Origin of the sequence: Microbacterium karelineae, assembly GCF_009745985.1 — a bacterium.
Taxonomy (GTDB): Bacteria; Actinomycetota; Actinomycetes; order Actinomycetales; family Microbacteriaceae; genus Microbacterium; species Microbacterium karelineae.
The window spans coordinates 34,452-49,188 of sequence record NZ_WFIX01000171.1 but is presented as its reverse complement, the minus strand read 5'-3'; the positions used below and the strand labels follow the sequence as shown (position 1 = coordinate 49,188).

The following is a 14,737-nucleotide window of genomic DNA, read 5'->3' as shown; positions in this document are numbered from 1 at the left end:
CGTGCGCGTGCGCAATAAGGGTCAAGGCCTGCGAACAGGTCCACCCCCACGGCATACCCATCGAAGGCACCCGGGCACTCGCCCGCGTGGATGGGTCGACGTGAAACATCACGCCTTGCTGTCACCGTGCAGCATCGAATCAAGGAGAAACGTGCCAACTATCCAGCAGTTGGTTCGCAAGGGACGCAAGCCCAAGGTCACCAAGACCAAGGCGCCCGCCCTGAAGGCGAACCCGCAGCAGGCCGGTGTCTGCACCCGTGTGTACACCACCACGCCCAAGAAGCCGAACTCGGCGATGCGCAAGGTCGCTCGTGTGAAGCTCCGCAACGGCACCGAGGTCACGGCCTACATCCCCGGTGAGGGCCACAACCTGCAGGAGCACTCGCTCGTGCTCGTCCGCGGTGGTCGTGTGAAGGACCTCCCCGGTGTGCGTTACCGCATCGTGCGCGGCGCTCTCGACACGCAGGCCGTCAAGAACCGCAAGCAGGCCCGTAGCCACTACGGCGCGAAGAAGGGTTGAGTTAGATGCCTCGTAAGGGTCCGGCCCCCAAGCGCCCCGTCGTCAACGATCCCGTCTACGGCGCGCCGATCGTCACGCAGCTCGTCAACAAGATCCTCGTCGACGGCAAGAAGTCGATCGCCGAGCACATCGTCTACGACGCCCTCGCGGGTGTCGAGTCGAAGACCGACGGCGACGCCGTGGCGACGCTCAAGAAGGCGCTCGACAACGTGCGCCCCACGCTCGAGGTCCGCAGCCGCCGCGTCGGCGGCTCGACGTACCAGGTTCCGGTCGAGGTCAAGCCTCACCGTGCCAACACGCTCGCCCTCCGCTGGCTCGTCAGCTACGCGAAGGGCCGTCGTGAGAAGACGATGACCGAGCGCCTCATGAACGAGATCCTCGACGCGTCGAACGGTCTCGGCGCCGCGGTCAAGCGTCGCGAGGACACGCACAAGATGGCCGAGTCGAACCGGGCCTTCGCGCACTACCGCTGGTAAGACGACAGCGACACCCGTCGGCCCCGGACCGCTCTCCGGGGCGACTCCGGGGCCGACGTTCCTGTTTCATCCCTTTCTCACGTAAGGAAACTCGAAGTGGCACAAGACGTGCTCACCGACCTCAAGAAGGTCCGCAACATCGGCATCATGGCTCACATCGATGCCGGTAAGACCACCACGACCGAGCGCATCCTGTACTACACGGGCGTCAACCACAAGATCGGTGAGACGCACGACGGTGGAGCGACGACGGACTGGATGGAGCAGGAGCAGGAGCGTGGCATCACGATCACGTCGGCTGCTGTGACCAGTTTCTGGAACGGCACCCAGATCAACATCATCGACACCCCCGGCCACGTCGACTTCACGGTCGAGGTCGAGCGCTCGCTTCGCGTGCTCGACGGCGCCGTCGCCGTCTTCGACGGCAAGGAGGGCGTCGAGCCGCAGTCGGAGACGGTGTGGCGTCAGGCTGACAAGTACAACGTGCCCCGCATCTGCTTCGTCAACAAGATGGACAAGCTGGGCGCCGACTTCTACTTCACGATCGACACGATCGTGAACCGCCTCAAGGCGAAGCCGCTCGTGATGCAGCTTCCGATCGGCGCCGAGAACGACTTCGTCGGCGTCGTGGACCTCCTCACGATGAAGGCGTTCGTCTGGCCCGGCGACGCCAAGGGCGACGTGACGATGGGCGCCGAGTACGAGACGCAGGAGATCCCGGCTGACCTCCAGGCACGGGCTGAGGAGTACCGCGAGAAGCTCGTCGAGGCGGCCGCTGAGGCCGATGACGAGCTCCTCGAGAAGTTCTTCGGCGGCGAGGCGCTCTCGATCGACGAGATCAAGGCGGGCATCCGCAAGCTGACGATCTCGGGCGACGCGTTCCCCGTGTTCTGCGGCTCGGCGTTCAAGAACCGCGGTGTGCAGCCGATGCTCGACGCGGTCGTCGACTTCCTGCCGGCCCCCATCGACGTGCCCGCCATCGAGGCGCACGACCCGAAGGACGAGTCGGTCGTCATCGAGCGCCACTCCGACGCCGAGGAGCCCTTCACGGCCCTCGCGTTCAAGGTCGTCACGCACCCGTTCTTCGGTCGCCTGACCTATATCCGGGTGTACTCGGGTCACCTCGACTCGGGCTCGCAGGTCATCAACTCGACCAAGGGCAAGAAGGAGCGCATCGGGAAGATCTTCCAGATGCACGCCAACAAGGAGAACCCCGTCGAGTCGGTCACCGCCGGCCACATCTATGCGGTCATCGGCCTCAAGGACACGACGACGGGTGACACGCTGTGCGACCCCGCCAAGCAGGTCGTCCTCGAGTCGATGACGTTCCCCGAGCCCGTCATCGAGGTCGCGATCGAGCCGAAGACGAAGGCCGACCAGGAGAAGCTGGGTCTCGCGATCCAGAAGCTCGCTGAGGAGGACCCGACCTTCCGCGTCGAGAACAACGCCGAGACCGGACAGACCACGGTCAAGGGCATGGGCGAGCTGCACCTCGACATCCTCGTCGACCGCATGAAGCGCGAGTTCAAGGTCGAGGCCAACGTCGGCAAGCCCCAGGTGGCGTACCGCGAGACCATCCGCAAGGCGGTCGAGCGTCACGACTACACCCACAAGAAGCAGACGGGTGGATCGGGTCAGTTCGCGAAGATCCAGTTCCGCCTCGAGCCGATCGACGTCGAGGGCGACAAGGTCTACGAGTTCGGCAACGAGGTCACGGGTGGCCGCGTTCCGCGCGAGTACATCCCCTCGGTCGACGCGGGCTTCCAGGATGCGATGAACGTCGGCGTGCTCGCGGGCTACCCGATGGTCGGCGTCAAGGCGACGCTCACCGACGGCGCCTCCCACGACGTCGACTCCTCGGAGATGGCGTTCAAGATCGCCGGTTCGATGGGCTTCAAGGAGGCCGTCCAGAAGGCGAGCCCCGCGCTGCTCGAGCCGCTCATGAGCGTCGAGGTGCGCACGCCCGAGGAGTATATGGGCGACGTCATCGGCGACCTGAACTCGCGCCGCGGTCAGGTGCAGTCGATGGAGGACGCCCAGGGCGTCAAGGTCGTCCGCGCCCTCGTGCCGCTGTCGAGCATGTTCGGCTACATCGGCGACCTGCGTTCGCGCACGTCGGGCCGCGCCGTCTACTCGATGGAGTTCGACAGCTACGCTGAGGTTCCCAAGGCTGTCGCCGACGAGATCATCCAGAAGGGCAAGGGCGAGTAAGACACTCGCCGCCCTGCTGGCTCTCGGGCGGGGCCGAGACACTCGGCCCCGCCCACCCCGCATAACTTCACACAGACTGTCTCTACTAGACTGAAACAAACCCCGGAGAGGTCCGGTCGCAATCCAGCGCCCGGCCCCGCTCCCTGACGTCCTGAGGAGGACACAGTGGCTAAGGCCAAGTTCGAGCGCACCAAGCCGCACGTGAACATCGGAACGATCGGTCACGTCGACCACGGTAAGACCACGCTGACCGCCGCCATCTCGAAGGTGCTGGCGGAGAAGTACCCGTCCGACGTGAACGTCCAGCGCGACTTCAGCTCGATCGACTCGGCTCCCGAGGAGCGCGACCGCGGCATCACGATCAACGTCTCGCACGTCGAGTACGAGACGCCGAGCCGTCACTACGCTCACGTCGACGCCCCGGGTCACGCCGACTACGTCAAGAACATGATCACCGGTGCCGCCCAGATGGACGGCGCGATCCTCGTGGTCGCCGCGACCGACGGTCCCATGGCGCAGACGCGTGAGCACGTTCTGCTCGCCAAGCAGGTCGGCGTTCCCTACCTGCTCGTCGCGCTGAACAAGTCGGACATGGTCGACGACGAGGAGATCCTGGAGCTCGTCGAGCTCGAGGTTCGCGAGCTGCTCTCGTCGCAGGGCTTCGACGGCGACAACGCTCCCGTCGTGCAGGTCTCGGGCCTCAAGGCTCTCGAGGGCGACGAGAAGTGGACGCAGGCGATCGTCGACCTCATGGAGGCCGTCGACAACTCGATCCCCGAGCCCGAGCGTGACCGCGACAAGCCGTTCCTCATGCCGATCGAGGACGTCTTCACGATCACCGGTCGTGGCACGGTCGTCACGGGTCGCGCCGAGCGCGGCACCCTCGCGATCAACTCCGAGGTCGAGATCGTCGGCATCCGCGACACCCAGAAGACCACGGTCACGGGTATCGAGATGTTCCACAAGCAGCTCGACGAGGCGTGGGCCGGCGAGAACTGCGGCCTCCTGCTTCGCGGTCTGAAGCGTGAGGACGTCGAGCGCGGCCAGGTCGTCGTGAAGCCGGGTTCGGTCACGCCCCACACGAACTTCGAGGGTACGGCGTACATCCTCTCGAAGGACGAGGGCGGCCGTCACAACCCCTTCTACACGAACTACCGCCCGCAGTTCTACTTCCGCACCACGGACGTCACCGGCGTCATCTCGCTGCCCGAGGGCACCGAGATGGTCATGCCCGGTGACACCACCGACATGACGGTCGAGCTGATCCAGCCGATCGCCATGGAAGAGGGCCTCGGCTTCGCGATCCGTGAGGGTGGCCGCACGGTCGGCGCCGGCACGGTGACGAGCATCATCAAGTAAGACCTTCGGGCCTGCGTGACAGAGCGGGGCGGATCCTTCGGGATCCGCCCCGCTTCTCTGTGCGTTCACAGCGCGGTTCCCAGGGTGCAGCAGAGATGGACCGTCTAACCTGCCCCCTATGACCTACGCTGACGACGACCGCAGGCCTCCCCGCAGCCGGATGCGCGTGGGACTCGCGACCGCGCTCTTCTTCGTCTACCTCGCCTTCGTCATGTGGGTGACGATGACGCCGAGCCTCGACGGCGTCGGCGTCGACTCGGTCGCCGACCGTGTGCTGCGCGTGCTGCACCGCCTCGGCATGCCCGAGGCTTTCGGGTACATGGAGCTCGAGTTCACCGCGAACATCGGGATGTTCATCCCGCTCGGATTCCTCCTCGGGCTCGCTTTGCCGGGCTGGGGCTGGTGGCTCGCCCTGATCATCCTGCCGGCCTACTCGGGCGCGATCGAGTGGACGCAGGGAGAGTTCCTCAGCGACCGCGTGAGCGATCTGCGCGACATCGTGTCCAACTCGCTCGGCGCCTGGATCGGCACCTTCATCGCCGCGACGCTGCGCGGCATGGTGCACGCCCGTGACGCGAAGGTGCTCGAACGCGCTCGCTGGGAGGAGCGTCGGGCGCGCGGCAACGGCCGCGGCCGGCCCGCCCCGCAGGATCCGAACCGCACGGCGGTTCTCGAGGATCTCGGCGTCATGAGCGACCGCACGCCGACGGCCCCCACGCGCCAGCTGCCGTACTGACGCCGCGACGCGTCGGGCGGGCGCGGCCCGGAGGCGCGTCGTGTCGGGGGTGCCGTGTGGTCGTTATGCGGGGCGCAGGTGACCATTCGGCACCGGTAGCGGGCGTCGCGTCGTGCCGGGGGTGCCGTGTGGTCGTTATGCGGGGCGCTGGTGACCATTCGGCACCGATAGTGCGCGGCGCGTGGTGTCAGGCGCCCCGCACGGCGCCTACTCGCCGCAGGCGGTGACGGTGCCCGTCGTGGCGTTGACCATGGGCGTCGACCAGAGGGCGGCCGGGCCGAAGTCGCCCTCGCCCGAGAACGTCGCCGTGACCTTCGCGAGCTCCGTCGGGGCGAGGTAGGTCCAGAAGAACGCGACGGGGCGACCGAGGTCGTCGATCTCGTCGCTCTTCAACTCGACCTCGCGGCCCTCCATCTCGACCGACTCGACCGTCGTGCCGGGAGGGCCGTAGACATACACCGCCGTGCGGAAGCGCGTTGACCCCCAGCCGGAGGTGTTGCTCTGCACGTAGAGCGGCAGCACGTCGGCGGACGCCTGGTCGATGTCAAGGTGCAGTGTCGTGTCGACCTGGAACTCGCTGCCGCCCGCCGAGCAGGTCTGCGTGAGGTCGATGTTCGACTTCATGTAGTAGTCGATCTTCGACGCCGACTCGTCGCGGAAGTACACCCCGACGGTGCTCTGCTCCTCATTCGAGGTCGGCAGGATGCCCGAGACGCGCTCGTCCGCGATGAACGCCTGCGTCTCGTCGTCGAAGCTGTGGAACAGCACCGATCCCTGGTCGATGCCGCGGCGCATGGAGTTCAGCATCGTCGGCATGTCGAAGTCGGCGGTCGCGATCTTCTCGAAGACCTTGCCCGCGACGCTCGCAAAGAACGCGTCGGCCGCCGCGGGATCGGTCGTGCTGTCGTACATGCTGTACACGTCGCTCAGGAGGAGCTGCGCGGCGTTCGTGCTCGAGAGGGTCTCGCCCGTGTCGAGCTGGATCGGACCGGTCGCCTCGAGGATGTACCCGAGCGCGATCGGGTCGATGCTCACGACGCCGTCGATCTGCTGATCGCCGATATCGCGATTCCAGAACGCCGTCGTGAGCTCGGACATCGTCGGGAAGTCGGGCCGGCTGGCGGTCGTGTTGACGTGTGTGCGGAGATAGTCGGTGTACAGCTGGATCGCGCTGTCCGCGACCTCGACGTCGACCGGCTGACCCTCGACGTAGCTCGCGCTGCTCGCCTGCGCCGCGATCTCGAGCTTGCCCTGATCGACGCTGATGAGCGTCTGCGACGCCGCGGATCCGCCGAGGCCGACGGACTCGGCGTTGTTCATGAACACGAGCAGGTAGTTGCGCGGCTCGTCGGCGCCGAGGAGGCCCGGCGCGACGCCGATCGCGGGCGCGGCCGCCTGCATCACGCCGTCGACCATGTCGACGCCGTTGCGGACGGGGCCGATCAGCGCGCCCGAGCCAGCAACGCCGTGGATGCCGTCGGCGAGTGAGGTGATGTCGGGCTGCACCTCGTCGAGGATGGGCAGGAGGCGCTGCAGGACCGGCGTCTCGCTCTCGGAGCGCATCGCGTCGAGCGCAGGCACCGCGAGGTCGTTGACGCCGACATCGAGCGACTGCGCCGCGAGGCGCACGCCCCGGAGGTTGTCGCCCGCCCACGGGAGGAACTCGGCGACGCGCCAGATCGGATCCCAGCCGACGCTCGCCGCCGAGCCGGCGTATTCGCCGAGCACGGGCAGCGACGCGTCGAGGCTGTCGGGATCCTGCTGGACGTGGGCCACGACGCGCTGCGCCGCCTCGAGGTCGCCCTTCACCATGAGGGCGCGCACGCCGAGCCAGACCGCGCAGACGATGAGCACGATGACCGCGATGATGATCGTGCGCTTCGTGTGGCGCTTCGTCCAGCGGCGGCCGGAGCCCTCGACATCGCCCGAGGGCGCGCCGCCGTCGGCGCCGCCGGATCCGCCTGCCGCGCCGGGTGCGACCGCGGGCGTGCCCAGCGCGGGCGTCGGCGCGTCGTCGGCCTGAGCGATCGGCGTGCCCGGCGCGGCCCCTGCCGCCGCGGCGTTCGATTCGGAGGTTCCTGTGCCCTGCGCGGGGAGCATCGTCGTCTCGGCGCCTTGCGCGGGCGTGCCCGTCATGTCGGCCGGCGCATCGGCGGCCGGGGCCGCCTGCGTGGAATCCGCGCCATGCGTCGGCAGGAGGGTCGTCTCCGTCTCCGGCGGTGCCGTCGCGTCGCGACCCCGCTCATCGCCGCCCTGCCCGGGCAGCACGGTCGTCTCGGCGCCGTGCGCATCGGATCCGCCCTGCGCGGGCAGGGCCGTCGTCGACGCGTCGTCCCCCTCATCGCCCGCCCTCGCGGCCTCAGCAGCGTCGAGCCGCGCGCGCATGTCGCGCAGCTGCTTGCGGGTCAGGCCGGCGAAGGGATCGTTCTCGTCTGTCACTTACTTGTCCTCGATGAACACGGGGGAGCTGCCCACCGTCACGGTGACCTCGCCGTTCTTCGGCTTGATCGTCTTCGTCGTACCCCACATGGTCGTCATCTCGACGGGACCGGACACCTCGAAGGTCGCCTCGCGCTCGCCCTCGATCGACCAGGCGGCGCGGATCATGTCGCCGTCCTCGCCGAAGACGGCGGTCTTCACGCCGTCGCCCGCGTCGACGCGCTGGGGCTCGCCGCGCCCCGCGAGCTCGTTGATGAGCAGCGCCTGGGCGAACGCGGCGGGCTTGGGCGGCTGCGCTGCGACGCCGGAGCGCTTCTGCTCGAACATGCCGAAGTTGCCCTCGTGCGCGTTGCCGTCGGTGCTGTCGTTGATGAGGTCGTACCAGTAGTACTTCTCGACGCCGTAGCTCAGGGCCGTCAGCTCGGCGCGCATGAGGCGCTCGGCCTGCGTGCCGTATGTGACGTTCTGGCCCATCTCGGCGCCCGTCGTCCACCCGAACTCGGTGATCCAGATCGGGAGCTTCGAGCCCGTGATGTCGTTCATGTTCTGGTTCGCGTCCTGGATGACGCTCGACAGGCTCTCGGGCACGTCGTAGATGTACTTGTTGTACGGGTGGAAGCTCATGACGTCGGAGTTCTCGATGGCGCCCGTGTGCCACAGCCCCTGGAACCACTCGCCGTCGTAGTTGGCCGTGCCGCCGACGACGACGGGGATCTCGGGATCGACCTCGGCCACGTGGCGCTCGACCGATTGGATGAGCGGGGTGTAGCACTCGGGCGCGGATCCGCAGCCGCCCGGCGCGAAGCGCTCGTGGTTGAACTCGTTGAACACCTGCACGCCCGCGACGTCGAACGACTTCGCGATCTCGGCCGCGTACCGGCCGAACGCCTCGACGGCCTCCGGGGAGTTGGGGCGTGCGCCGCCGTCGTAGAGCGGGTTCGTGTAGTTGACGATGCCGAGCAGGTCGATGCCGTGGGCCGAGAACTTGCCGAACTCGCTCGTGTAGTGCGACGAGAAGGCGTACTGGCCGGGCGAGGTCTCGTTCTGATCCCACAGCACGTCGTTGCGCGCGATGCCGAAGCCGACGGCGCGCATCGCGTCCGCCGCGTCGACGTACCAGCTCTGGTCGACGTGCGTCGCGACGCCGAAGCGGTCGTCGGCGGCGACGTAGGCGCCGGCGTAGTCGACGACGCCGAACGGCGTCGACACCTGGCGGCCGTCGGACGCGGTGACGGAGAAGGTGTAGAAGCCCTGGCCGACGCCCTCGAGCGGGATGCGCGCGACGCCGTTCTTCACCTCGCGCGATCCGCTGGCGACCTCGCTGCCGTCGGTCGTCGTGACCGACCAGCGCGCGTCGCCGTCGGCGAGCGAGACGCCCATCGAGGCGCCGTCCTCGCGCAGGATGAGGGAGTCGTTGAGGATTCCCCACTCGCCGGTGACGTTCTCGAACGACGAGTTCGGCACGACGTTGTCGCCGCCCGACGCGGGCGTGAGGGTGATGTCGTCGAGACCGAGTGCGCGCACGGGCCCGCCCACGCGGACCTCGAGGGTCGCCGTGTCCTGCCCCTCGGGGGCCGTGAACTCGCCCGTGACCTCGGACCAGTCGGCGTTGATCTCGCCGACCTCCACGCGGGTCTCGCCGATGCGGATGACGGCGGGGACCTCGCTCGGCTTGTACGTGCCGGCGCGCACCTGCGCGGACAGCTCGTATGTCTCGCCCGGCTCGACGGTCACCTCGGCGCTGAGAGCGGTCGTCGCCCCATCGACGCGCGGCGCGTCGATGAACGCCGACATGCGCCCGGAGGCCGCACCGCCGATCTGCGGCATGATGTCGGCGACGCGGGACGTGTCGGCCCCGGCCCAGCCATCGAGCATGGCGTGCATCACGGTCGACGTCGGCAGCGACTCGGCACGGGGATCCGGCGTCGGAGTCGGCGTGGGCGTCGGAGTCGGCGTGACGGTCGGCGTCGGGGTGGTCGCCGCCGGTTCGGGCTCGTCGCCCCCGAAGATCGCGGCGAGCGCGATGCCTCCTCCTCCGAGCACGACGACGAGAGCGCCGGCGACGATGAACAGCGTGTTCCTGCTGCGTGTTGTCAGAGCCAAGATCCGTCATTCCCTCCGGGTGGCGAACGGGGTTCATCATCCCACGGGGGACTGACAAACGACGTCTTTGCGGGCAGGATCGGCCCCTTCGGTCAGCGCCGTGCAGAGACCGTCAGACGAATAGGATGAAGCCCATGCCCGAATCCCGGCCGCGCAGCGTGACGATCGACGCCATCGTGCCGGTGTACGGCGGGTGGGAGCATGTCGAGCCCTGTCTCGCGGCCCTCGTCTCCCAGACGCGTCCTGTGAATGTGATCATCGTCGACGACTGCGGCCCCGACGACACCGCGGATCGCGTCGCGGCCGCGTTCCCCGACCTGACCCTGCTCCGCAACGAGGTCAATCGCGGGTTCGCCGCGACGTGCAACGTCGGCGTCCGGCACGGATCCGCCGACGTCGTCGTGCTCGTCAACAGCGACGTGATCGCCGAGCCGACGCTCATGGCCGACATCGCGGACGCGTTCGACGGCGCCCCGGCGTCGATCGCGAGCGTCTGCCCGCTCCTCACGACGCCCGACGGGCGCGTCGACTCGCAGGGCATCACAGCGGATCCGACGTGCGCCGGCTTCGTGCGCTTCCACGGCGCCGACATCGCGCGCTCCGACGCGGTGGATCCGCCCGTGCTCGGCCCATACGGCGCCGTCGCCGCGTACCGTCGCCGCGCGCTCGACGAGGTCGGCCTGCTCGACGAGGGCATCTTCATGTACGGCGAGGAGCTCGACCTCGCGCTGCGACTGCGCGCGGGCGGGTACGACACGCTCGCCCTCACCGAGCCGGGCGGCGTGCACATCGGCGGTGCGTCGGCGGGCGAGGGATCCCCGCGCCAGACGCGCCTGGCAGGCTTCGGCCGCGGCTACCTGCTGCGGGCGTGGGGCGTCCTGCGCACGCGCCACGCGGCCATGGCCCTCGCGATCGAGGCGCTCGTGTGCGCGCGCCGCCTCGTGCTGCAGCGCGACGCGTCGGCGCTCGCGGGCCGGATCGCGGGGTGGCGCGCCGCGAAGGGCGTCGAGCGCCCGCAGATCCCCGCCGCCGGCATCGACCGCACGATCGGACTGCTGCGCGCCGTGCAGATGCGACGCGCCGGATTCTGGGAGGGCTGAGCGTGCGCTCTCGGATCCGTCGCGCCTTCGTCGCACGCCGCAGCTCTGCGAGCGGGGCGGCCTGACATGTCGCTCACCCGCCGGCTGCTGAGCTTCTCGACGATCCCCGCCTTCTCGGCGCTCATCCCGTTCCTGATCCTGCCGCTGCTCGCCCGCGCGGCCGGCGAGCAGGCCTGGGTCGCGATCGCCGTCGGGCAGTCGGTCGGGGGATTCCTCGCCCTCGCCGTCGGCCTCGGCCTGAACGTGCAGGGCCCGACGCTCGTCGCGCTCGCCGCGGAAGAGGAGCGCCCCGAGCTGTTCGCCCGTGGCACTCGGGCGCGGCTGATGCTCGTGATCCCCGCGCTCGTCATCGGATCCGCCGTCGCCTGGATCCTCGCGCCCGCGGGCGCCGCGGGGGATGCGGCGCTCATGGCCGTCGCGATCACCCTCGGCGGCCTCACGTCGAGCTGGTACCTCATCGGCCTCGGCAGGCCCCTGCCGCTCATCGGCTACGAGCTGCTGCCCCGCGCCATCGCGACGCTCATCGGAGCCGTGCTCGTCGTCGTCGGCGGCGCCGCGTGGGTGTGGACATACCCGACTCTGCTCATCACGGCGATCCTCGGCGGAGTCGGCGCCTACGCACTGCGCGTCGTGCCGGTGCGCGAGCTCATGACCGGCTGGGCCTCGTCGATGCGGTTCGCGCGCCGGCAGCTGTCGGCCGCCGCGACCGAGACCGTCAGCGGCGCCTACACGGCCCTCGCGGTGTCGCTCGTCACGGCCGGCGCTTCGACGGCGCAGGCCGCGACATATGTCTCGGGCGACAAGCTGTGGCGCATGGGGCAGACCGTCACCGGCGCCCAGGGCAACGCCCTGCAGGGGTGGGTCGTCGAGGAGGATCGCGCGCACTTCGGGTGGCGCGCCCGGCGGGCGCTCGCCCTGCATATCGCGCTCGGCGTCGCCGGCTTCCTGATGTTCGCGCTCCTCGGCCCGTGGCTGACGGCCGTCGCGTTCGGATCCGACGTCGCGATCGACCAGCCCACGGCGATCCTGTTCGGCGTCGCCGTGCTGTGCATGTCGATGTCGACCGCGACGGGCCGCCACGTGCTCATCGCGCTCGGCCACCCCAAGCGGGTGTTCGCGAGCGTCGTCGCCGGCGCGGTCGTGGGCATCCCCACGACGCTGGCGCTCGCGTCGGCGTTCGGCGCGGTCGGAGGCGCGGCGGGGCTGGCGACGGCGGAGACGGTCGTGCTCGTCGTCCAGGTCGCGATGATCGTGCCGCTCTGGAGCGCACGGCGGGCGCGCGCATGACCCGCACTCCTCCTCGTGAGCGATCGCTCCTCCGGCGCGCGAGCACGTGCTCGCGAGAACGATGCTCGCTCGCGAGCGGCGAAGGGAACCCCTCCTGATGCGGATCCTCGTGGTGGTGCTCAACTGGAACGGCGCCGACGATACGCTCGCCTGCCTCGGCGCCCTCGAGGAGCAGACCCACGACGCCTTCGACGTGCTCGTGATCGACAACGGATCCGCGGGCGACGACGTCGACCGGATCCGCGCGTGGATGGTGGGGGATGTGGCGCGCCCGCGCATGATCCTCCACGAGGAGCCGGAGAACCTCGGCTTCGCGGGCGGGGTCAACGTGGGGATCCGCCGAGCGCTCGACGAGGGATACGACGCCGTCGCGCTGCTGAACAACGATGCCGTGCCCGAGCCCGGCTGGCTCGCGGCGCTCGATCAGGCGCTCGAGCGCACGGGCGCGTCGGTCGCGGCGGGGCTCATGCTGCGTGAGTCCGACGACCCGGCCCTGCGCGGCACGATCGACACGGCCGGCGATGCGATGAGCATCTGGGGCATGCCGTTTCCGCGCGGTCGGGGATCCGCGGGCCATGCGGCGCCCGAGACCGGCGCCGTGTTCTCGGCCTCGGGCGGGTCGTCGCTGTACCGGGCCGAGCTGTTCCGCGGCATCGGCCTGTTCGACGAGACGTTCTTCGCGTACTTCGAGGACGTCGACATCGGGTTCCGCGCCCGCCTCGCCGGGCACGCGATCGTCTACGACCCCGCGGCGGTCGTTCACCACCGGATCGGGGCGACGAGCGGCAGGATCCCCGGATTCACGGTGCGCCAGACGTTCCAGAACCTGCCCGTGCTGCTGACGAAGAACGTCCCGCGCGGGCTGCGGCACCGCATCGTCCCACGCTTCGCGCTGCTGCTGGCGATGATGCTCGCGAAGGCGACGCTCACCGGATCCGCCCGCCCCGCGTGGTCGGGCCTGGCACGGGGGATCCGCCTCGCGGCAGGTCACGGACGCCGCGAGCGCGCCCGGATCCAGTCCGCGCGCCGCGCCCGCACGGCGGACATCGACGCGATGCTCTGGCACGACCTGCCGCCCGAGCAGTCGGGCATGCGCCGCCTGCTGCGCCCCTTCCGGCGCTGAGGCCCGCCGCACGCCCGAATCCTCCTCCAGCCCCCGCCCCAACACAATGCAGTCAATCGGGTCGGATCGTGCCCCCACGAGGCCGAACCGGCCGCTTCGGTACAGGATTGACTGCGTTGTGTTCGGGGGCGGTGGGGGAGGAGGCCGCGCGTCAGTTGGCACGTCGCCTGCCACGCGCCGTGCTGGCCGTGCCGTACGCCCGAATCTTCCAGCGCCCGCCCCAACACAATGCAGTCAATAGGGTCGGATCGTGCCCGGACGAGGCCGAACCGGCCGGTTCGGCGCGGGATCGACTGCGTTGTGTTCGGGGGCGGTGCCAGGTGCCCGGCGTCCCGGGCCCTACGCGACCGGCCGGGCCCCGTCGCCGCCGAGCTCGCCGTGGAGGAAGATCGCGGCGACCTCGTCGTCGAACACCGCGCGTTCGTGGGCGATGCGGGCGCGGTAGTGGGCCTGCGCGGCGAGGGCGGCGGAGGGATCCGCGAACACGGCGTCGAGGGCGCGCTTCGCGTTCGCGACGACGTCAGGGAGGACATCGACCTTGTGGCCGCGGGGGATCGGCACATCGACGCCGTTCGCCGCGGCGCCGCGGTTCGCGACGAGCACGACGGATCCCATCGCCGCGGCCTCGCGCGGCATCCGGTCCTTGCCGGGGTGCGCGCCGAGATCGAGGTACACGAGCGATGTGCGCAGGGCGGTGGCGACCTCATCGCCCGTCATGTTCTGCAGGGGGAGGAGCTCGATCCCTGGCCAGCGGCGCGCGAACTCCGCCATGAGCGGGCGCGACTTCGCCGGGTTGTATGCGATGCGCGGAATGCGACCCTCGGTGCTCACCTCGCGCTCGGCGAGCGGGGTGATGGGCGTGTAGTCGCTGAGGATCGATCCGGCGCGGCCGAGGTGCGCGAACACGTGGCTCCACGCATAGTGCGACTGCGCCAGGTGACCGGCGCCCGCGAGGATCCGGTCCTCGCCGGTGACGACGCCCCGGAACGCCCGCTTCACGGCCCGCACCTGCAGCAGCGGCGCGCGCGTCGTGCGGGTGCGCTCAAGGGGCAGGGCGGAGACCGCGTCGCGCTCGATGACGAAGCGCGGCGCGTAGTCGATCGACAGCCACCACACGAAGCCGCGCGCGCGGCGCAGCCCCTTCAGCAGCAGGGCCTGCGTCTCGGGGACGACGACGTCGGATCCGCGGGCGTCGTCGACGGCGGGCGCCTCGGGGGCGTCGTAGTGCGCATAGCGCTCGGCGCGCGGCGCGCCCTCGGTGCCGGGGATCGGTACGAGGTATGCCTCATGCCCCTGCCTCCGCAGAGAGTCGACGAGCTGGTGCAGCGCCTCGGGCCCACCTGTCGCCAGGCCGCGCGGGTAGTAGACGTAGGTCGTCATGCG

11 protein-coding genes are annotated in these 14,737 nt (G+C 69.7%); 8 read left to right on the top strand and 3 right to left on the bottom strand.

Annotated elements, in window-relative coordinates; all coding sequences use genetic code 11:
- Positions 1–151: 151 nt before the first annotated feature.
- The 5 genes from rpsL to GB932_RS01645 all read left to right on the top strand — a co-directional run bounded on the left by rpsL (position 152) and on the right by GB932_RS01645 (position 5,302).
- The gene (gene rpsL / locus GB932_RS01665; protein ID WP_156758987.1) at positions 152–520 is read left to right on the top strand and encodes a 30S ribosomal protein S12; all 369 of its coding nucleotides are present in this window, start codon (positions 152–154) and stop codon (positions 518–520) included.
- A gap of 5 nt (positions 521–525) precedes the next feature.
- Positions 526–996 (top strand): 30S ribosomal protein S7, encoded by a 471-nt coding sequence (gene rpsG / locus GB932_RS01660; protein ID WP_156758986.1) that lies wholly within the window; start codon positions 526–528, stop codon positions 994–996.
- A gap of 96 nt (positions 997–1,092) precedes the next feature.
- On the top strand, positions 1,093–3,207 hold the full coding sequence (gene fusA / locus GB932_RS01655; protein ID WP_156758985.1) for an elongation factor G: 2,115 nt from the start codon (positions 1,093–1,095) through the stop codon (positions 3,205–3,207).
- Positions 3,208–3,372: 165 nt separating this feature from the next.
- On the top strand, positions 3,373–4,566 hold the full coding sequence (gene tuf, locus GB932_RS01650; RefSeq protein ID WP_156758984.1) for an elongation factor Tu: 1,194 nt from the start codon (positions 3,373–3,375) through the stop codon (positions 4,564–4,566).
- 118 nt (positions 4,567–4,684) lie between these two features.
- Entirely contained in the window at positions 4,685–5,302 is a 618-nt protein-coding gene (locus GB932_RS01645) for a VanZ family protein (RefSeq protein WP_156758983.1), read from the top strand.
- Positions 5,303–5,509: 207 nt separating this feature from the next.
- Here the strand turns inward: GB932_RS01645 and GB932_RS01640 are convergent, their stop codons facing one another.
- The gene (locus tag GB932_RS01640) at positions 5,510–7,741 is read right to left on the bottom strand and encodes a DUF4012 domain-containing protein (RefSeq protein WP_156758982.1); all 2,232 of its coding nucleotides are present in this window, start codon (positions 7,739–7,741) and stop codon (positions 5,510–5,512) included.
- Entirely contained in the window at positions 7,742–9,844 is a 2,103-nt protein-coding gene (locus GB932_RS01635; protein WP_156758981.1) for a glycosyl hydrolase, read from the bottom strand.
- A gap of 134 nt (positions 9,845–9,978) precedes the next feature.
- Here GB932_RS01635 and GB932_RS01630 point away from each other — a divergent pair, with 134 nt between their 5' ends.
- The 3 genes from GB932_RS01630 (at position 9,979) to GB932_RS01620 (ending at position 13,354) form a co-directional block, all read left to right on the top strand.
- Entirely contained in the window at positions 9,979–10,944 is a 966-nt protein-coding gene (locus tag GB932_RS01630; RefSeq protein ID WP_197517246.1) for a glycosyltransferase family 2 protein, read from the top strand.
- A gap of 66 nt (positions 10,945–11,010) precedes the next feature.
- The gene (locus GB932_RS01625; protein WP_156758979.1) at positions 11,011–12,231 is read left to right on the top strand and encodes a polysaccharide biosynthesis protein; all 1,221 of its coding nucleotides are present in this window, start codon (positions 11,011–11,013) and stop codon (positions 12,229–12,231) included.
- Between the two features lie 97 nt (positions 12,232–12,328).
- Entirely contained in the window at positions 12,329–13,354 is a 1,026-nt protein-coding gene (locus tag GB932_RS01620; RefSeq protein WP_197517245.1) for a glycosyltransferase family 2 protein, read from the top strand.
- A 339-nt stretch (positions 13,355–13,693) separates the two neighbouring features.
- Here GB932_RS01620 and GB932_RS01615 read toward each other — a convergent pair whose 3' ends face one another.
- Complete coding sequence (locus tag GB932_RS01615; protein WP_156758977.1) at positions 13,694–14,734, bottom strand: hypothetical protein; 1,041 nt, start codon at positions 14,732–14,734, stop codon at positions 13,694–13,696.
- Positions 14,735–14,737: the final 3 nt, after the last annotated feature.

Coding starts and splice junctions, on each gene's coding strand:
- rpsG (WP_156758986.1), top strand. CDS start 526: ATGCCTCGTAAGGGTCCGGCCCCCAAGCGCCCCGTCGTCAACGATCCC.
- GB932_RS01620 (WP_197517245.1), top strand. CDS start 12,329: ATGCGGATCCTCGTGGTGGTGCTCAACTGGAACGGCGCCGACGATACG.
- GB932_RS01645 (WP_156758983.1), top strand. CDS start 4,685: ATGACCTACGCTGACGACGACCGCAGGCCTCCCCGCAGCCGGATGCGC.
- GB932_RS01625 (WP_156758979.1), top strand. CDS start 11,011: ATGTCGCTCACCCGCCGGCTGCTGAGCTTCTCGACGATCCCCGCCTTC.
- GB932_RS01615 (WP_156758977.1), bottom strand. CDS start 14,734: ATGACGACCTACGTCTACTACCCGCGCGGCCTGGCGACAGGTGGGCCC.
- GB932_RS01630 (WP_197517246.1), top strand. CDS start 9,979: ATGCCCGAATCCCGGCCGCGCAGCGTGACGATCGACGCCATCGTGCCG.